General features: G+C 73.0%; 15 protein-coding genes. 11 read left to right on the forward strand and 4 right to left on the reverse strand.

The window, feature by feature from the left end; genetic code table 11:
• The first annotated feature begins 92 nt into the window (after positions 1–92).
• From ACIBM5_RS28510 to ACIBM5_RS28520, 3 genes are read left to right on the forward strand one after another with little or no spacing between them, the layout of a single operon-like run.
• Positions 93–1,169 carry an AAA family ATPase gene (locus ACIBM5_RS28510; protein WP_396009390.1) on the forward strand — a complete coding sequence of 359 codons (1,077 nt, stop codon included), beginning with the start codon at positions 93–95 and terminating at the stop codon, positions 1,167–1,169.
• The gene (locus ACIBM5_RS28515) at positions 1,169–3,472 is read left to right on the forward strand and encodes a DUF5682 family protein (RefSeq protein WP_396009374.1); all 2,304 of its coding nucleotides are present in this window, start codon (positions 1,169–1,171) and stop codon (positions 3,470–3,472) included. Before ACIBM5_RS28510 ends, ACIBM5_RS28515 begins: the two co-directional genes overlap by 1 nt.
• Positions 3,469–4,632, forward strand: coding sequence for a VWA domain-containing protein (locus tag ACIBM5_RS28520; RefSeq protein WP_396009375.1), 1,164 nt, complete (start codon positions 3,469–3,471; stop codon positions 4,630–4,632). Before ACIBM5_RS28515 ends, ACIBM5_RS28520 begins: the two co-directional genes overlap by 4 nt.
• 1 nt (position 4,633) lies before the next feature.
• On the opposite strand, the gene ACIBM5_RS28525 is transcribed toward ACIBM5_RS28520, so the two are convergent.
• A complete protein-coding gene (locus tag ACIBM5_RS28525; RefSeq protein WP_396009376.1) occupies positions 4,634–5,254 on the reverse strand; it encodes a Uma2 family endonuclease in 621 nt (206 codons plus the stop codon).
• Between the two features lie 406 nt (positions 5,255–5,660).
• On the opposite strand from ACIBM5_RS28525, the gene sucC reads away from it, so the two are divergent.
• Complete coding sequence (sucC, locus tag ACIBM5_RS28530; RefSeq protein ID WP_078975664.1) at positions 5,661–6,836, forward strand: ADP-forming succinate--CoA ligase subunit beta; 1,176 nt, start codon at positions 5,661–5,663, stop codon at positions 6,834–6,836.
• 16 nt (positions 6,837–6,852) lie between these two features.
• Positions 6,853–7,737 carry a succinate--CoA ligase subunit alpha gene (gene sucD, locus ACIBM5_RS28535; RefSeq protein WP_078975663.1) on the forward strand — a complete coding sequence of 295 codons (885 nt, stop codon included), beginning with the start codon at positions 6,853–6,855 and terminating at the stop codon, positions 7,735–7,737.
• A gap of 101 nt (positions 7,738–7,838) precedes the next feature.
• Here sucD and ACIBM5_RS28540 read toward each other — a convergent pair whose 3' ends face one another.
• The gene (locus ACIBM5_RS28540) at positions 7,839–9,002 is read right to left on the reverse strand and encodes an RNA polymerase sigma factor (protein WP_396009377.1); all 1,164 of its coding nucleotides are present in this window, start codon (positions 9,000–9,002) and stop codon (positions 7,839–7,841) included.
• Positions 9,003–9,910: 908 nt separating this feature from the next.
• Here ACIBM5_RS28540 and ACIBM5_RS28545 point away from each other — a divergent pair.
• Positions 9,911–11,008 carry a DUF6350 family protein gene (locus tag ACIBM5_RS28545; RefSeq protein ID WP_396009391.1) on the forward strand — a complete coding sequence of 366 codons (1,098 nt, stop codon included), beginning with the start codon at positions 9,911–9,913 and terminating at the stop codon, positions 11,006–11,008.
• A 97-nt stretch (positions 11,009–11,105) separates the two neighbouring features.
• Here ACIBM5_RS28545 and ACIBM5_RS28550 read toward each other — a convergent pair whose 3' ends face one another.
• Positions 11,106–11,768, reverse strand: coding sequence for a hypothetical protein (locus tag ACIBM5_RS28550; protein WP_391585331.1), 663 nt, complete (start codon positions 11,766–11,768; stop codon positions 11,106–11,108).
• Positions 11,769–12,079: 311 nt separating this feature from the next.
• Between ACIBM5_RS28550 and purN the strand changes: the two genes are divergently transcribed.
• The gene (gene purN, locus ACIBM5_RS28555; RefSeq protein WP_396009378.1) at positions 12,080–12,724 is read left to right on the forward strand and encodes a phosphoribosylglycinamide formyltransferase; all 645 of its coding nucleotides are present in this window, start codon (positions 12,080–12,082) and stop codon (positions 12,722–12,724) included.
• Complete coding sequence (gene purH / locus ACIBM5_RS28560) at positions 12,721–14,310, forward strand: bifunctional phosphoribosylaminoimidazolecarboxamide formyltransferase/IMP cyclohydrolase (RefSeq protein WP_396009379.1); 1,590 nt, start codon at positions 12,721–12,723, stop codon at positions 14,308–14,310. The genes purN and purH overlap by 4 nt, the downstream gene beginning before the upstream one ends.
• A gap of 99 nt (positions 14,311–14,409) precedes the next feature.
• Here purH and ACIBM5_RS28565 read toward each other — a convergent pair whose 3' ends face one another.
• A complete protein-coding gene (locus tag ACIBM5_RS28565; protein ID WP_391585328.1) occupies positions 14,410–15,027 on the reverse strand; it encodes an RDD family protein in 618 nt (205 codons plus the stop codon).
• 235 nt (positions 15,028–15,262) lie between these two features.
• Between ACIBM5_RS28565 and ACIBM5_RS28570 the strand changes: the two genes are divergently transcribed.
• The 3 genes from ACIBM5_RS28570 to ACIBM5_RS28580 all read left to right on the forward strand — a co-directional run bounded on the left by ACIBM5_RS28570 (position 15,263) and on the right by ACIBM5_RS28580 (position 18,823).
• Positions 15,263–17,452 (forward strand): FUSC family protein, encoded by a 2,190-nt coding sequence (locus tag ACIBM5_RS28570; RefSeq protein WP_396009380.1) that lies wholly within the window; start codon positions 15,263–15,265, stop codon positions 17,450–17,452.
• Positions 17,449–18,306 (forward strand): bifunctional methylenetetrahydrofolate dehydrogenase/methenyltetrahydrofolate cyclohydrolase, encoded by an 858-nt coding sequence (locus ACIBM5_RS28575; protein ID WP_355536715.1) that lies wholly within the window; start codon positions 17,449–17,451, stop codon positions 18,304–18,306. The genes ACIBM5_RS28570 and ACIBM5_RS28575 overlap by 4 nt, the downstream gene beginning before the upstream one ends.
• A 121-nt stretch (positions 18,307–18,427) precedes the next feature.
• Positions 18,428–18,823, forward strand: a complete 396-nt coding sequence (locus tag ACIBM5_RS28580; RefSeq protein ID WP_396009381.1) for a DUF3017 domain-containing protein — start codon at positions 18,428–18,430, stop codon at positions 18,821–18,823.
• Positions 18,824–18,979 lie beyond the last annotated feature (156 nt).

Raw genomic sequence — 18,979 nt, forward strand, 5'->3', positions numbered from 1 at the left:
TCGGACCCGGGCGGCAGGATGGGGTCTGTTCGGGTTTGTTCGAGCCTTGGGGGAGCGCCGTGACTGTGTCCGCTGAACCGGTTGAGCAGAGTGTGCTTCGGGCCCATGCCGAGGACGCGTTCGCCGACGAACTCGCCGCGCTCGCCGCCACCGACGAGCGGCCCCGGCCACCGCGCTGGAAACTTTCGCCGTGGGCGGTGGCGACCTACCTGCTCGGCGGCACGCTGCCGGACGGGACGGTGATCTCGCCCAAGTACATCGGACCCCGGCGGATCATCGAGGTCGCCGTCACCACCTTGGCCACCGACCGCGCGCTGCTGCTCCTGGGCGTGCCGGGCACGGCCAAGACGTGGGTGTCCGAGCACCTGGCCGCCGCCGTGTGCGGCGACTCCACGCTGCTGGTCCAGGGCACCGCCGGCACCCCCGAGGAGGCCATCCGGTACGGGTGGAACTATGCCCGGCTGCTTGCCCACGGGCCCAGTCGCGCGGCCATGGTGGCCGGTCCGGTGATGCGCGCGATGAGCCACGGACTGGTCGCCCGGGTCGAGGAGTTGACCCGCATCCCGGCCGACGTACAGGACTCGTTGATCACCATCCTGTCCGAAAAGACGCTGCCGGTACCGGAGTTGAACGACGAGGTGCAGGCCGTGCGCGGGTTCAACCTGATCGCCACCGCCAACGACCGCGACCGCGGGGTCAACGACCTGTCCTCCGCGCTGCGCCGCCGATTCAACACCGTGGTGCTCCCGCTGCCGGCGACCGCCGACGCCGAGGTGGACATCGTCAGTCGCCGGGTGGCCCAGCTCGGCTCCTCGCTCGACCTGCCGCCGGTGGCCGCCGCCGAGGCCGAACTGCGGCGCGTGGTCACGGTGTTCCGCGAACTGCGGGCCGGCCTGACCGAGGACGGGCGGACCAAACTGAAGACCCCGTCCGGGACGTTGTCCACCGCGGAGGCGATCTCCGTGGTCACCGGTGGCCTCGCGCTGGCCGCACACTTCGGCGACGGCGTGCTGCGCTCGGCGGACGTGGCCGCGGGCATCCTGGGCGCGGTGGTCAAGGACCCGGCGGCGGACACCCTGGTCTGGCGCGAATACCTGGAGACGGCGGTGCGTCCGCGGGCCGACTGGCAGGACTTCTACCGGGCCTGCCGCGACGCGGACCGGGCCTGATGGCGAACCCGCCGGTCGACCCGCCGATCCTGCTCGGCGTGCGGCACCACGGGCCGGGTTCGGCCCGGGCGGTGGCCGCCGCACTCGCGCAGGTCGAGCCCGACATCGTGTTGATCGAGGGCCCGCCCGAGGCGGACGTGCTGCTGTCCTTCGCCGCCGACCCCGACATGCGCCCGCCCGTCGCACTGCTCGCGCACGCGGCCGACGATCCCGCGCAGGCGGGCTTTTGGCCGTACGCCGACTTCAGCCCCGAGTGGGTGGCGATCCGGTACGCCGGTACACACGGCGTGCCGATCCGCTTCGTCGACCTGCCGGTCGCGGTGTCCTTCACGCTCGACCGGGCCCGCAAGGAGCGCGCCGCGAGCGCCCCGCCCGAGGACGAGGAGGCCGCGCCCGCGCCGCCGCGCGTCGACCCGATCGCCGAACTCGCCCGGCTGGCCGGCCAGGACGACCCGGAGCGCTGGTGGGAGGACGTGATCGAGCACCGGCTGCCCACCGGCGGCGATGCGCTGACCCCGTTCGCGGCGCTCGCCGACGCGATGGCCGCGCTGCGCGAGGACGAACCCGAGCCCGACCCGACCACGGCACCGGGCGTCGAGCCCGACGTCGAGCGGCTGCGCGAGGCACACATGCGCCAGTGCATCCGGTCCGCCCGCCGCGCCGGCCACCGGCGGATCGCCGTGGTGTGCGGCGCCTGGCACCTGCCCGCCCTCTCCCGGCTCCCCTCGGCCGCCGCCGACCGGGCGCTGCTGGCGCCGCACCGGGCCAGGGTCAAGGTCGAGACCACCTGGGTGCCCTGGACGCACCGCCGGCTGGCGCAGAGCTCCGGCTACGGCGCGGGCGTCGCCTCGCCCGGGTGGTACCGACACCTGTACGCGAACACCGACGAACGCGAACTGTTGCCCCGCTGGTTCGTCCGGATCGCCTCGCTGTTGCGCGACGCGGGCCATCCGGTGTCCTCCGCACACGTGATCGAGGCCACCCGGCACGCGAGCGCCCTGGCCGCGCTGCGCGGTCGTCCGCTGGCCGGCCTGGACGAGACGATCGAGGCGGTCCGCGCGGTGATGTGCGACGGCGTCACCGGGCCGCTCGCACTGGTGCACGATGCCCTCGTGGTGGGCGACGTGATCGGCGAGGTGCCCGACACGGTGCCCGCCGTACCGCTCCAGCGCGACCTGTCCCGCGAGCAGCGCCGACTGCGCCTGAAGCCCGAGCCCTCGGCCCGCGAACTCGAACTCGACCTGCGCAAGGAGTCGCACGCCGACCGCAGCCGGCTGCTCAACCGACTCGCACTGCTGGACATCCCGTGGGGTGTGCCGGCCCGGGCCCGGGAGAGCAAGGGCACCTTCCGCGAGACCTGGCGCCTGGACTGGCAGCCCGAGTTGGCCATCCGGGTCGCCGAGGCCGGGGTGTGGGGGACCACCGTGCTCGCCGCCGCCGCGGCACGCACGGCCGATCTGGCGATCCGGGCCGAATCGCTCGCCGACGTCACCGACGTGGCCGAGCGCTGTCTGCGCGCCGACCTGCCCGACGCGCTGCCGCTGATCATGCGGGTCCTGGACCAACGCGCCGCGCTGGACACCGACGTGGGCAAGCTCGCCGAGGCGCTGCCGGGCCTGGTGCGCGCGCTGCGCTACGGCGACGTGCGCGGCACCGACACCTCCGCGCTGGGCACCGTGGTGGCCGGCCTGGCGGTCCGGATCTGCGTCGGGCTGCTGCCGGCCTGCGCGGGCCTGGACGACGACGGCGCCAAGGCGATGCGCCGACACCTGGACGCCGTGCACGCGGCCGTACAACTGCTCGGCGACGAGCAACAGCAGGACTGGTACGCGACCCTGGACCGGCTCGCCGACCGGGAGAATCTGCCCGGCCTGCTCACCGGCCGGGCCACCCGACTGCTGCTCGACCTGGGCCGACTCGACCCGCAGGCGGCCGCTCCGCGCCTGGCCCGAGCACTGACCCGGGGTGTCCCGCACCGCGAATCGGCGGCCTGGATCGAGGGGTTCCTGGCCGGCGGCGGCATGCTGCTCGTGCACGACGAGCGGCTGATGGCCCTGGTCGACGAGTGGATCACCGACACCCCGGCCGATCTGTTCACCGAGATCCTGCCGCTGCTGCGACGCACCTTCGCCACCTTCGCGGCGGCGGAGCGGCGCATGCTCGGTGAGCGGGTGCGCACCCCGGCACACCGCGCCGCCCCGGCCGCGAGCGCCGAGCTGTTCGACGCCGGGCGCGCGGACGCCACGCTGCCGTTGCTGGCCGGGATCCTCGGCCTCGAACGCCGAAAGGTGACCACCCGATGAGCGAGAGCACGGCCGACGAACGCCTGCGCCGCTGGCGTCTGGTCCTCGGCGGCGACGCGGACGGCACCGGCTACGGGCCCACCGGCGACGACATCCGGATCGACCGGGCCCTGGCCGCGCTGTACCGCCCGGAGACCCCGGCCCCGCGCGGCAGCGGACGCGGCAGTGGCCCGCGCGCGGCCGGTCTGGGTGCCTCCGCGCCTTCGGTGGCCCGCTGGCTCGGCGACATCCGCGAGCACTTCCCGGCGGGCGTCGTACAGATCCTCCAGCAGGACGCGATCGAGCGGCTCGACCTGACCCGGCTGCTCCTGGAGCCGGAGATGCTGGCCGCCGTCGAACCCGACGTACACCTGGTCGGTACCCTGCTCGCGCTCAACAAGCTGATGCCCGAGGCCACCAAGGAGGCCGCCCGCGCGGTGGTCCGCACGGTCGTCGACGACCTGGAGCGCCGGGTCGCGCAGCGCACCACGAGCCTGGTCCAGGGCGCGCTGGACCGGGCGACCCGGATCAACCGACCGCGTCACCACGACATCGACTGGAACGCCACGATCAAGGCCAACCTCAAGCACTACCAGGCCGAGCACCGCACGATCGTGCCGGAGCGCCTGGTCGGCTACGGGCGGCAGCGGCACGGGGTGCGGAAGGACGTGATCCTGTGCATCGACCAGTCCGGCTCGATGGCGGCCTCGGTGGTCTACGCGTCGGTCTTCGGCGCGGTGCTGGGCTCGATGCGCTCGCTCGAGACCTCGCTGGTCGTCTTCGACACGAACGTGGTGGACCTGACCGAACGACTGAGCGATCCGGTGGACGTGCTGTTCGGCACCCAGCTCGGCGGCGGCACCGACATCAACCGCGCGCTCGCCTACTGCCAATCGTTGATCACTCGCCCGGCGGAGACGATCGTGGTGCTGATCAGCGACCTGTACGAGGGTGGCGTGCGGGACGAGATGTTGCGCCGCGCGGCGAGCATGCAGGCCGCCGGGACCTCGTTCGTCACCCTGCTGGCCCTCTCCGACGAGGGCGCCCCCGCGTACGACCACACCAACGCCGCGGCACTGGCCGCTCTGGGCAGCCCGGCCTTCGCCTGCACCCCCGACCTGTTCCCGGAGGTGATGGCAGCGGCGATCCAGGGTCTGCCGCTTCCGGTGCCCGAGGTATGAGTCAGGTCAGTGCCGAAGTGTCGAGAACGGGGAGACCGCCGGGGAGGCTCAGTTTCAGACCGATTTCGACCGAGGCGGTAGTGCGGTAGTGCGATTTTCTTCCCAGGTCGACCGGGTCCGAGTATGCGATGGCCTCCCCTTTCTGACGATCGATCAACACATAGACGGGAATGCCCGCACGGGCGTAGGTGCGATATTTCCCCTCACGGTCGATCGATGCGTTGCCGGGTGAGGTCACCTCGCCGACGAGGCGGACCATGCTTACCGGATACCAACCGTCGTGGCTGCTTCGATACGCCTCGTCGCTTTCGCCGGCTCGCCTGTGTTGGACCGCGAAGTCGGGGATGAATGCGCCGGTGACGTGCTTGGAGCCCGCGGGTTCGACGCAGTAACCCATGCCGATGACCGCGAGATCCAGGCCGGCCGTTCGGAGTTGCCAGTGGATCTCGCTCGCCCAAAAGTTGTGTTGCTCATCGGCCGGCGGTGTCACGTGGTAGATCCCCTCGATGTACTCCGCTCGGATGCCCTGCGGCACCGGCAAGGCGGCGATGTACCGCGTCGGATGCGCGAACAGTTCTTCGAGCGAGGCCGACGTGGGCGCCTCTTGGACGAGCGTTGTCATCTCGGCTCCTTCGTCGGAATCGGATTGCACATCCATGGTGACTGTCCGTTCGTTCATACGCGGGGGTTCCGAACAAGTGTGATGATCGGCTGCATGGTGCGGGGGTGGGATCGGCCACATCCACGCTGTCACGGTCCGTTTCGATGTGTTCCCTGTGTCACGGTGGAACAGGCGTAAACGGGCGGATCTCGACGTGCGGCCGGGCCGTGGGCGAGGGTCTCCCGAGGGGCGTGCCCAAGACCCCGTTTCGGACCTAGCACTCCTGCCCGATAACCTGCAAGGCGGATCAGCTACGCGTGCGGACGCCGTCCACCAGAACTGGGGGCGAGCCTGCCGGACCTGCGCGACGACGGACGCGGCTGCGCATGTTCCGCATATCCGATCGCGATCACAAGGACGGACCCGCGTGGACCTGTTCGAGTACCAGGCGAGGGATCTCTTCGCTAAGCACGGTGTGCCGGTTCTGCCCGGTGAAGTCGTCTTCACGCCGGAGGAGGCACGCGCCGCCGCCGAGCGCATGGGCGGCAAGGCCGTCGTCAAGGCGCAGGTGAAGGTCGGTGGCCGCGGCAAGGCCGGTGGCGTGAAGCTGGCCTTCAGCACCGACGAGGTCGTCGAGAAGACCGAGCAGATCCTCGGCCTCGACATCAAGGGCCACATCGTCAAGAAGGTCATGCTGGCCGGTCTGGCCAAGCCGGTGGACGAGTACTACGTCTCGTTCCTGCTCGACCGCACCAACCGCACCTTCCTCGCGATGGCGTCCGTCGAGGGTGGCGTCGAGATCGAGGTCGTCGCGGAGGAGAACCCCGACGCGCTCGCCAAGATCCCGGTCGACGCGATCGAGGGTGTGACCGAGGCCAAGGCCCGCGAGATCGTCGAGGCGGCGAAGTTCCCCGCCGAGCTGCACGACCAGATCGTCGCGACCCTCAAGACGCTGTGGACCGTCTTCGTCGAAGAGGACGCCACGCTCGTCGAGGTCAACCCGCTGATCAAGTCCGAAGAGGGCAAGATCATCGCGCTGGACGGCAAGGTCTCGCTCGACGAGAACGCCGACTTCCGGCACCCCGACCACGAGGCGCTCGAGGACAAGGACGCGGCCGACCCGCTGGAGGCGGCGGCCAAGGCCAAGGGTCTGAACTACGTCAAGCTCGACGGCTCGGTCGGCATCATCGGCAACGGCGCGGGTCTGGTCATGTCCACGCTCGACGTGGTCGCGTACGCCGGGGAGAACCACGGCGGCGTGAAGCCGGCCAACTTCCTCGACATCGGCGGCGGCGCGTCCGCCGAGGTGATGGCGAACGGCCTGGAGATCATCCTGGGCGACGCCGACGTCAAGTCGGTGTTCGTCAACGTCTTCGGCGGCATCACCGCGTGCGACGCGGTCGCGAACGGCATCGTGCAGGCGCTCGAACTGCTGAAGCAGAAGGGCGAGGCGGTCACCAAGCCGCTCGTCGTGCGTCTGGACGGGAACAACGCGGAGCTGGGTCGTCAGATCCTCACCGACGCGAACCACCCGCTGGTCCAGCAGGTGGACACCATGGATGGCGCGGCCGAGCGGGCCGCCGAGCTCGCTGCCGCGAAGTAAGGGAGACCGACCCAACATGGCTATCTTCCTGACCAAGGACAGCAAGGTCATCGTCCAGGGCATGACCGGCTCCGAGGGGATGAAGCACACCCACCGGATGCTCGCCTCCGGGACGAACATCGTCGGTGGCGTGAACCCGCGCAAGGCCGGCACCACGGTCGACGTGGACGGCACCGAGGTACCGGTATTCGGCACCGTGGCGGAGGCCATGGAGGCCACCGGCGCGGACGTCACCGTGGTCTTCGTGCCGCCGAAGTTCACCAAGGACGCCGTGGTCGAGGCCATCGAGGCCGAGATCGGCCTCGCCGTGGTCATCACCGAGGGCGTGCCGGTGCACGACACCGCGCAGTTCTGGGCGCTCGCCGGCGCCAAGGGCAACAAGACCCGGATCATCGGCCCGAACTGTCCCGGCCTGATCACCCCCGGCCAGTCCAACGCGGGCATCATCCCGGCGAGCATCACCAAGCCGGGCCGGATCGGTCTGGTGTCCAAGTCGGGCACGCTGACCTACCAGATGATGTACGAGCTGGCCGACATCGGCTTCTCGACCGCCGTCGGCATCGGTGGCGACCCGATCATCGGCACCACGCACATCGACTGCCTCCAGGCGTTCCAGGACGACCCGGACACCGACGCGATCGTGATGATCGGCGAGATCGGCGGCGACGCCGAGGAGCGTGCCGCGGCCTACATCGCCGAGCACATCACCAAGCCGGTCGTCGGCTACGTCGCGGGCTTCACCGCCCCCGAGGGCAAGACCATGGGCCACGCCGGCGCCATCGTCTCGGGCTCCTCGGGCACCGCGCAGGCCAAGCAGGACGCGCTCGAGGCCGTCGGCGTCAAGGTCGGCAAGACGCCGTCCGAGACGGCGCGCCTGATGCGCGAGATCATGGCGGGCTGACCCACCGGTCACCCGTGACCCACGACGCCCCGCGAGCCGCCTTCCAGGCGGTGCGCGGGGCGTCGTGGTTTCCGGGCGGGTCCGAGCCACACGTCGTCCGGTCAGTGCTGCGGCGCGCGTCGCAGCCCGTTGTCCACGCAGCTCGTGTCCAGGGTGAACCCGGTCTCCGGAGCCAGTAGCGCGGCGGTGCCGCGCGAGGGCGGGGCGGGTGCGAACACCCGGGTCGGGGCCGGATCGGCCGGCCGCCCCGCGGTGGGCACCACGACGTGCAACCGCGGGGTGGTCTGTTCGGCCGCGCCGGCCGGCTCCGGCGTGGGCGACTGCTCGGCGGGGGTCGGCTCCGGCTCCGGCTCCGGCGCCGGAGCCGCGATCGTGGGCGCGGCGGGCTCCGGGGTGTCGGCCTCCGGGGCGGGCGGGGCGGCAGCGGGCGGCCGTGGGGCCGCGAGATCGGCGGGCACGGGCGGCAGCCTGCGGGCCGCCGCGGAGCCGGTGATCGCCGGGACCCGGTAGCCGCCCCGCGAGTCGCGTGAGGTGCCCGGAGCGAGCAGCGGCGGCAGCGAGGCGATCAGCAGCGCGAGGATCGCCGCCGCGACCACCGCGACGAGCAGCGAGGCCCGGGCCCTGCTACCCACCCGGGACGCGTGCGGACCGGGTACGCGGGGTTCGTGGCGGGCCGCGAGGTCACGGGTGATCGTGGTCAGGAAGTCGTGTGCCTCGGGGCAGTTCGGCGACGGGCCGGTCAGCGCGGGCACCAGCTCGGCGAGGTCCTCGTGCGCGTGCAGGAGCCGGATCCGGGTGGCCTCGGTGGTCGCCTCCGTCTCGACCGCGACCTGCTCCGGCGACATCCCGTACAGGTGACGCAGCACGAACACCCGCCGACGGTGGCTCGGCACCCGCTGGAGCGCGCGCAGGAGCGCGATGTCCCGGTCGCGATGCGCGTCGTCCTCGGCGTGCGGGACGACCCGGTCGGTGCGGTCCGGATGCGGTACCAGTCGCCAGAGGGCGCGCCGCAGCAGGAACCGGCGACCGAGCGCGAGGTCACCCGCGAGCGTGCGGACATGGGCGGCATCGGCGGGAGTGTTCTCGACGTCCGGCAGGTCCCGCCAGACCCGGGCGAACACGTGCCGGGTCACGTGCGCGGCCCGGGTGGGGCTCGCGGTCAGCAGATATGCGTAGCGCGCGATGTCGGGTGCGATCGCCGCATACAGGGCGTCGAAGCCCGGGGCGCGCTCGTGCGGCTCGGTCCGCTCGTTGTCGATGCCCATGAGGGCGTGAGGTACCCGAGGGTCGATCGATAATGCATATTAACCAACTTCAATCGATCAAATGGGGTGTTCTGTCACGCCTCGTGGTCATATGCGGCTCGGATCGCAGCCGCGTGGGCAGCATGGGGGGCGTGACCGAAACGCCGGAAACCGAGCACGGCCCGTCGGCGCCCTGGACGGTGGCCGGCTCCACTCCGTGGGCGGGCGTCGAGCACCTTTCGGCGCCGCCGCCCGGGTACCTCGGGGAGGCGCTCGGCCGGACACCCGAGACGACTCCGGACCCGACCCCCGAGCCGCTGCCGGAACCGCTCCCCGAGGGGGCGCCGGGCCCGACGCCGGAAACGGCACCGGACGTGGGGCCAAGGCCGCCCGTCGAGCCCGCGCGGGCATCCGGACCGCGGGAGTCGTCGGAAGCCGCCGCGCCGCCCGAAGCCGCCGACCCGCCGACCCCGCCGGACCTGGCGGAGTTGCCCGAGCCCGCCGAGGCCACCGATTCGGCCGAGGCAGACGGGCCCACGGAGGCCCCCGAGCCCACCGAGGCCGTCGACGCCCCCGGGCCCACCGAGGTCCCCGCGTCGCCGCCTCCGCCGCCCCGCCCCCAGGCGCCGCCGCTCGTCGCCCCGCCCAGGCCGGACCGTCCGCCCGGCGCGCTGCCGGTGTCGACCCCCGTGGAGGCCCCCGGCGAGTCCGCGGCGTTCGGAGCGCAACCGTGGGGCCCGCCGCCGCCCGGTCGGCCGCCGAGTGCCGTCCTCCTCGGCCTGCCGGGCGTGGCCGCGGTGGCCGGCTTCGCCCGCCGCCGCCCCGACACCGCCCGGATCGCGCAGGCCCTCGCCCGCGGGGTGGTGTCCGCGCTGCTCGCGGTCGGGGCGGGGCTCGGCACGGTGGGGGTGCTCGTGCTGATCGTGGCCATGTGCGGGGCCACCTCCGGCAGCTTCGATCACCCGCAGGCGCTGCTGCGCGTGATCGGCGGAATCTGGCTCGCGGCGCATCACGTCGGCTTCGAGTTCGTCGAGATCAGCCACACGGCGACCGGCTCGGTCGATCCGATCGTGACCGTCGTACCGCTGCGGCTGGCCCCGCTCGGCCTGACCGTGCCGCTGATCTGGCTGCTGTGTCGGCTGGGCCGCCGGCTTGCGGACGGCCTCGCCGGGACCGCGATCGTGCTGGCGTCCCAGGCGCTGGTGTACACCGGCTTGCTGTACGCGGTCGCCGCCGGCGTGGGTACGCCGAGCGTGCGGCCGGAGTCCGGCACCGTCGCGGTGGCCGCGCTCGGCGTCCTGGCGGCCGGACTGCTGGGCGCGTTCGGGCCCGCGTTGGTGCGGGTGCCGGCCGTGCGGGCCGGCCTGGCCTCGGCCGCCGTGCTCGCGGCGGGCGGCGCGCTCCTGGTGCTCGCGTGCCTGTTCGCGCACGCCGGCCAGGTCCGGATCGCGCTGGCGCTGACCACGCACGACGCGGTCGGCTTCGCGGCGCTGGCCGTGTTGTGCGCCGTGCTGGTGCCCAACGCGATCGTGTGGGCGGTGTCCTATGCGGCCGGCACCGGGTTCGCGCTCGGCGCGGCCACCACGCTCGCGCCCACCGGCAGCACCTTTGGCCCGCTGCCCACGCTGCCCCTGTTCGCCGCGCTGCCCGGCCCCACCACGGTGCCCTCCACCGCGTGGGCGCCCGCGGTGCTTCCGCTGCTCGCAGGCGTCGTGGCCGGCCTTTTCGCGGCCCGCGCCGAACCGCCGCGGGCCTGGCTCGCGGTCACCTCGCACGCTGCCGGGGCGGCCCTGGGCGTCGGCCTGCTCACCCTCGCCTCGACCCGACTGGCCTCCGGCACCGCGGGCCTGGCCAACCTCGCCGAACTGGGCCCGAACGTATGGCGCACCGCCGCCGCGCTGACCGTCGAGATCGCGCTGATCGCCGCCCCGACCGCACTGGTCACGACCTGGTGGCGCGGTCGGGAGAACCCGAAGGCCGCCCCCGCCGAAGCGGAGACGGCCTTCGGAACCGGCGGCCCGTCGTAGACCCGCCGACCAGCCCTGCGAGTCGACGCAGCCGGGTCACGCCCGGGCCGTCCCGGGCGGCGCGGCCCGACCGAGGTTCGCCGGACAGGGCAACCGCCTAGATCGTGCCGTCCACGAGGAAGTGGTAGCGCTCCGGCAGCTTGTCCAGGCAGCGCTGCTCGCCGGTCTTGGTGAGCGCGCTGTCCATGCAGTCGTAGTAGTCCTTGTTGACCGCCTCGAACGTCCACACGCCCAGCACGTAGACCACCGCGATCGCGCCGGTGACCAGGCCCGCGAGCGCGGCGCCGGAGCGGCTGCCCGCCGGTCGGCGCACCCGCGGCCGATGGGCGGGCCCGCCCGGGGCGTGCCCCGGGTGCCGAGCGGTGCCGCCCGGGCCCTCCTCGATCCGCGGCCCGGCCGTGGCCGGCGTCGTCCCGCGCACCGTCCGGATGCCGAGCACCAGGGCGACCACGCCCAGCACCACGCCGAGCACCAGGCCCAGGTCGGACGGCAGGAACAGCGCGAAGAACACCGCCCACACCCCCGACCACAGCGCCAGTCGGCCATTGCGGACCCGGATGTCCTTGGGGTCGGGCTGCTCGCGCGGTTCGCGCGGCGCCCGCTGCGGCCGGTCCTCGCGGCCGTGCCGATCGCCCCCGTTGCCGCCGTCCCCTCGCCCGTTGCCGGGCACGTTCCACGGGGCGGCCGGCGGGCGATCGGGCGTACCCTCCGGCGGCGGGGCGTAGGGATCCCGCTCGTCGGTCTCGTTGCCGGTACTCATCCTCTGCCTGCCCTCGTCGTGCCGGATCGCGGGATTCCCTTCCCAGGATCGTACGTGTGCGGGGTGCACCGTAGCCGGGCGGCGGCGCCGAGGGGCCCCAAGGCCCTGTCCCCGGCCCCGTCCTCGGCATCCCACCCCGCCGGTTCGGTACTGCCTACCCCCTGACGCTATCGTTGCCGACGTACGGGCGCCGCTCCGTGTTCCCGCCTCCTGTCGGGGAACGCCCGCCGGACCCGTGCGAGATCCCGGCGAGAGCCCGAATCCATTTGGTGCCCCTCCCGCCCTTCCCTTCCGGAAAGAGCCGAAAAGCAGTGGCCGTTCACGCCCCGCGCATCCCCGGGCCGGCCCGGCTCGTCGTTCTGGTCTCCGGCTCCGGCACCAACCTCCAGGCCCTGCTCGACGCGTGCGCGGATCCCGCGTACGGCGCGAGGGTGGTGGCCGTGGGCGCCGACCGCGAGCACATCGCGGGGCTGACCCGGGCCGAGCGGGCGGGTGTGCCCACCTTCGTCGAACGCGTCGCCGATCACCCGGACCGGGCGGGCTGGGACGCCGCGCTCGCCGACGCGGTCGCCGCGTACGAACCCGATCTGGTGGTCTCGGCCGGCTTCATGAAGATCCTGGGCCCGCGCTTCCTGGCCCGCTTCGAGGAACGCACCGTCAACACCCACCCCGCACTGCTGCCCTCGTTCCCCGGCGCGCACGGCGTCCGGGACGCGCTCGCGTACGGCGCCAAGGTGACCGGTTGCACGGTCCACCTCGTGGACGCCGGCGTGGACACCGGGCCGATCATCGCTCAGGGCGTCGTCGCGGTCGAGGACGGCGATCACGCCGACGGCGGCGAGGCGTTGCACGAGCGCATCAAGACTGTCGAGCGCACCCTGCTCGTCGAGGTCGTGGGCCGGCTGGCCCGCGAGGGCTACCGCATCGAAGGAAGAAAGGTCCGGATCCCCGCATGACTTCCGCCGCCCCCACCCCCACCGCCGGCACCGAGGACGAGGCACGCCGCCCGATCCGTCGCGCGTTGATCAGCGTGTACGACAAGACCGGTCTGGAGGAACTGGCCCAGGGCCTGCACGCGGCCGGCGTCGAACTGGTCTCCACCGGCTCCACCGCCGCCCGAATCGCCGCCGCGGGCGTGCCCGTGACCAAGGTCGAGGAACTGACCGGCTTCCCGGAGTGCCTGGACGGCCGGGTCAAGACGCTGCACCCGCGCGTGCACGCCGGCATCCTGGCCGACCTGCGCCTGGAGTCGCACCGCGCGCAGCTCGAAGAGCTGGACGTACGGCCGTTCGACCTGGTCGTGGTCAACCTGTACCCGTTCACGCAGACCGTCGAGTCGGGCGCGAGCGCGGACGAGTGCGTCGAGCAGATCGACATCGGCGGCCCCTCGATGGTCCGCGCCGCGGCCAAGAACCACCCCTCCGTCGCGGTGGTGACCAGCCCGGACCGCTACGCCGACGTGCTCGCCGCGCTCGGGGCGGGCGGCTTCGACCTCGCGCAGCGCAAGCGGCTCGCGGGCGAGGCGTTCGGGCACACCGCCGCGTACGACGTCGCGGTCGCCTCCTGGTTCTCGAACGGCTACGCGCCGGCCGACGAGGAGAGCTTCCCGGCCTTCCTCGGCTCGGTCCGCCGCCGGGAGAACGTGCTGCGCTACGGCGAGAACCCGCACCAGGCCGCGGCCCTGTACGTGGACGGCACCGGCGGCCTCGCGGGCGCCGAGCAGTTCCACGGCAAGGAGATGTCCTACAACAACTACATGGACACCGACGCGGCCCGGCGCGCCGCGTACGACCACGAGCAGCCCTGCGTGGCGATCATCAAGCACGCCAACCCGTGCGGGATCGCGATCGGCGAGAACGTCGCCGAGGCGCACCTGAAGGCGCACGCGAGCGACCCGGTGTCCGCCTACGGCGGCGTGATCGCGGTCAACCGGCCGGTGAGCGTGGCGATGGCGGAGCAGGTCGCGGAGATCTTCACCGAGGTGATCGTCGCGCCGGACTACGAGGACGGCGCGGTCGAGGTGCTCGCCCGCAAGAAGAACATCCGGGTGCTGCGCGCCCCCGAGGCGCCGCGCACGCCGGCCGAGTTCCGCCAGATCGACGGCGGGCTGCTGCTGCAGAACACCGACCGCTACCAGGCGCCCGGCGACGACGCGGCGGCCTGGACGCTGGCCACCGGTGAGCCCGCCGACGCCGAGACGCTGCGCGACCTGGTGTTCGCCTGGCGTTCGGTGCGCGCGGTCAAGTCCAACGCGATCCTGCTCGCCTCCGGCGGCGCGACCGTGGGCGTGGGCATGGGCCAGGTCAACCGGGTCGACTCGGCCAAGCTGGCCGTGCAGCGGGCCGGGGAGCGGGCGGCCGGCTCGGTGGCCGCGTCCGACGCGTTCTTCCCGTTCGCCGACGGCCTGGAGGTGCTGATCGCGGGCGGCGTGCGGGCGGTGGTCCAGCCCGGTGGCTCGGTCCGCGACGAACAGGTGGTCGAGGCGGCGCGTGCGGCCGGGATCACCATGTACTTCACCGGTACCCGGCACTTCTTCCACTGAGCAGGTCGCACCGACCGGCCGGAACACACACGAGGCGCGACCCCGGCGGGGTCGCGCCTCGTGCGCTCGGTGTGGGTGCCGCCCACACCTTGCTCCCGCTCAGACCTTGACCACGACCGTCGAGCAGACCTTGTCCGCGAACGTCTGCTTCTTGTCGTCCCACAACGGCCACAACCAGCCGACGTAGCACGCGATCGAGTCCAGGAAGTGTGCTATCTGGCGGACGAAGGCCATCCCGAAGCCGGTGGGCATCCCGTCGCTCTCGCGCAGCACCTTGATCCCGACCGCGCCCTTGCCGATGGTCTGGCCGGTCTTGCCCTGGCGGTAGAGCTGCCAGAGCCCGAAGCCGAGCAGCGCCAGGCCGCCGACGACCATCAGCACGATCGGGCCCGGCCCGCCGTCGTAGGTGGTCGTCTCGGTGCCGTCGAGGTGCTCGGTCACGGTGCTCTCGCTCCCGAACCACAGGAACCCACCGAGCATCGGGATCCCGACCAGTGCCCCGACCAGGCCGTCGAGCAGGGTCGCGCCCACGCGGCGGCCCCAACTCGCGCAGTAGTCGCCGATGTTCGGTGGCGGGCCGTAGCCGTAGGGCTGGCCGTAGCCGGCCTGCGGGCCGGGCTGACCGTACGCCGGTTGACCGTAGGCGGGCTGACCATAGCCCTGGCCCTCGGCGCCATAGCCGGGCGTCGGGCCGTACGGACCCGGAGGTTGGGACATGCGGAACTCTCCCCTGAGAACGCGCGCACACGCGGTACGCGACGCCGATGGCTCCGGGGTCGTCGACGCGCGAGCGCCGTGACGGGCCCGGCGTCGCCCCCACCACCCGGGAGCCTGTTGGAGGCGGCACGTTACACCGGGGCGGTTGGCGCCCGGTAGGTCTTTGTCGGCTCCGGTGATCGGGATCATGCGGTGGGACTTGGCATTCCCGGCGAAAGGTGCGTTGCATGGGAGCATGCAGGATCAGGCGACCCCCGGACCCCAGCCGCAACGCACACCACTCGCGTTGCCGCCCGGGCCCTCGGCGGCCTCCTCCGACCCGCCCACGCTGCCGCCGTTCCCGGCGCTGCACCCGCCCGAGCTGGGCCCACAGAACCAGATCAAGCCCCTCGTCACGCTCACCGGCAGAGGCTTCACCTGGGCGGCCGGGGCGCGCGCCGCGCTCGGCGTGGGCATCCCGTTCGCGATCGTCACCGCGGCCCTGGGCGTCGGCTACGGCACGTTCGCCGCGCTGGGCGGCTACACCGTGCTGTACGCGGCCAAGGAGCCGTATGCGCGCCGGGCGATCACCCTCGCGCTGGTCGGCCTGGGCCTGGCCCTGTCGCTGACCCTGGGCTCGCTCGCGGCCGGCACCGCGCTCCTGTACGTCCCGGTGATCACCCTGGTCGCCGCCGTCGCCACCTTCCTGTGCGGCGCGTTGCAGGTGGACCGCCCGGGCGGCTACATGTTCACCCTGGTCTGCGCGATGGGCGCCTTCCTGCCACACCAACCCGACATGATCCCCGAGCGGGCCGCGCTGGTGCTCGTGGGCGCCGCCGGGGCATGGCTGGTGTCGATGTCCGGCTGGCTGGTGCGTCCGCGCCACCCCGAGCACATGGCGCTCGCGGCCTGCTTCGACGCGCTCGCCGACTTCTTCGCCTCGATCGGCGACCAGCCCAGCGACGCCGCCCGACACCGCGCGTCCGAGACCGTGCACAGCGCGTGGGTGAGCGTGTTGCGCGCCGACACCAAGCGCAATCGGCGCACCGGCGAGGCCCGTCGGTTGCGGGTGTTGTGCCGGCGCGCGCTCGACCTGTTCCAGGCCGCCCAACTGCTCGCCGTCGAGCGCACCCGGCCGCTGCCGCCGGAGATCACGGACACCGTGCGCGCGCTGGCCGGCGCGGTCGGGCAGCCCAAGCTGGTCCCGGTGATGCCCGCGGTACTCGCCGACACCGAGACCGCCGCCGAACGCTACCTGCGCACGGTGCTCCGGGCGGCCGCCGCTGCGGCCGGCCAACCGGCGGTCAAGGAGGGCGAGATCATCCCCGGCCGGCGACCCACCGCCGGCGAGCGCATGCGCGCCGCGTTCGACCGCTCGTCCCTGGTCCCGCCGACCGCGCTGCGCACCGGACTGGGCGTCGGCTCGGCGACGCTGGCCGCCGCGCTGCTGCCGGTGGTGCACCCGGTATGGGTGGCCATCGCGGCCGGCGCCGCGCTCCAGGGCGGCAACGTCGTGCTGGACTTCGGCCGGGTGCTGCAACGGGCGATCGGCACGCTCGTGGGCGTCGCGGTGATCGCGCTGTTCTTCCACGACCTGATGCCCAACCGCTGGCTCGCGGTGATCGCCGTCGCGCTGCTGTTCGGCGCGACGCAGACCGTGATCGCCCGCAATCTGGCCGTGGGCGCCGCGTGCGTGACCCCGGTCGGCCTCTTCCTGGCCGCTACCGGCCAACCCGACGCGCACGTGGGCGACCTGGCCGCCACCCGGCTCATCGACACCGTCCTGGGCCTGGCCGTCGGCCTGACCGCGAGCCTGGTGTTGTGGCCGCGCGCGTCCGCGACCCGATTGCCGCGCCGACTCGGCCGGACCATCCGGGCCGAGTCGATGCTGCTGCGGGCCACGGTCACCGGGCAGATCGTGGACGATCGTGCCTGGGGCAGCACCCGGCGGGCGGCCCGGCGCGAACTGCTCGACCTGTGGAGCGTGTACGAGGCGGCACTGGGCGAGTTCACCGGCCGCCGGCTGGACGTCGAGCGGTTGTGGCCCGCGATCGTGACCGCCCAACGGCTCGGCTATCGACTGATGACCGCACCCGAGACCTACCGCACCGAGCCACCCGAGCCGATTCCCGCCGACGACCTCGACCGGCTGGACGCCTACCTGGCCGAACTGGCCTCCGCCGCCGAGGAGCGGCGCCCCCCGACGCTGCCCGACCAGCCGGATCTGTGGGGGTATCCGGTGCTGCGCCAACACCTGAAACGACTGGGTCGCACCATCGCCCGGGCGAACGAACCACTGCCCGCCCGGCAGCTGCCCGAGTTCGTCCAGCGACGCATTCTGGCCCCGCCCGCCCGGCTCCTGCACGGGGCCCGCCGCGCGACCGACGCGGATACGGGACAATCGCAGCGACCGGCCCCAAACCGCGGACCAGGAGACAGAACTTGAAGGCGCAGATCCTCGACGGCAAGGCCACCGCCACCGCCATCAAAGCCGAACTGGCCGTTCGGGCCGAGGCACTGAAGGCCCGAGGCATCACGCCGGGTCTGGGCACCGTGCTCGTGGGTGACGACCCCGGCAGCCACTCGTACGTGCGCGGCAAGCACCGCGACTGCGCCCAGGTGGGCATCGCCAGCATCCAGCGCAACCTGCCCGCGGACGCGACGCAGGAGCAGGTCGAGGACGTGGTCCGCGAGCTCAACGCGGATCCGGCCTGTACCGGCTACATCGTGCAACTCCCGCTGCCCAGGCACCTGGACGCCAACCGGGTCCTGGAGCTGATGGACCCGGACAAGGACGCCGACGGCCTGCACCCGACGAACCTGGGCCGACTGGTGCTGGGCCAGGAGGCGCCGCTGCCGTGCACCCCGCGCGGCATCGTCGAACTGTTGCGCCGGCACGACATCGAGATCAACGGTGCCGAGGTGTGCGTGATCGGCCGCGGCGTCACCGTCGGCCGCCCGATCGGGCTGCTGCTCACCCGACGCACCGAGAACGCCACGGTGACCCTGTGCCACACCGGCACCAAGGAACTGCCGTTCCACGTGCTCCAGGCGGACGTCGTCGTCGCCGCGGCCGGCGTGCCCGGCCTGATCAGCGCGGACATGGTCAAGCCCGGCGCGGTGCTGCTGGACGTGGGCATCACCCGCACCGAGCAGGGTCTGGTCGGCGACGTGCACCCGGAGGCCTACGAGAAGGCCGCCTGGGTGGCCCCGATGCCCGGCGGGGTGGGCCCGATGACCCGCGCGATGTTGCTCACCAACGTCATCGAGGCCGCCGAGCGGCAGGTCACCAGCCTGTGATCGAACCGCGTCGGACCCTCGCCCCGGGCCGCGCGATCGTGGGTGCCCGCCCGCGACCGGCGGCCGCGGAGTGCGGGTCCGACGCGGTGTCGCTCACGCCCAGCGAGGAGAGGTGGGACCTGTGGCAACCGCTCGGGGGCGGCGCAAGGACGGCAGGAAGAAGGAGCCGGGCACCTACCTGCCCGAGGGTGGTGCCTCGCCGGCCGGACCCGGACCGCTGCGGGAGTGGCCCGCGATGGTGGTCTTCGGCTGCCTGATCGCAGCGCTGCTGACCGCCGCGCTCGACGGCTTCCGGATCGCCGCGATCCTGATCGCGGGCACCTTCCTGGTCGCCGCGATACTGCGGCTGTTCGTATCCGACGTGGGAGTCCTGGCGATTCGCAGCCGGTTCACCGACGTGGGTGTGCTGCTGTTCTTCGGCGCCGCGGTACTGCTCCTGGGGCTGAGCATCCCCGAGCCGCTCGTCGATCTGCCGTGGGTACCCAAGCGCACCGGTTCGACGGGCCTGGGCCTGTAGACCATCCGCGGACCTCGCGGTTCCGCGACTGTGGACGCACGGACCCTGTGGGCGCACGAACCCGCCGGACCCGCGGACGTGGGGGGGGGGGGGGGGGGGGGGGGGCCCGGGCCCCCCCCCGGGGGGGGGTGGGCGGCGCGGGGGGGCGCCGCCCGC

The organism is Embleya sp. NPDC050493 (assembly GCF_044458105.1).
Lineage (GTDB): Bacteria > Actinomycetota > Actinomycetes > Streptomycetales > Streptomycetaceae > Embleya.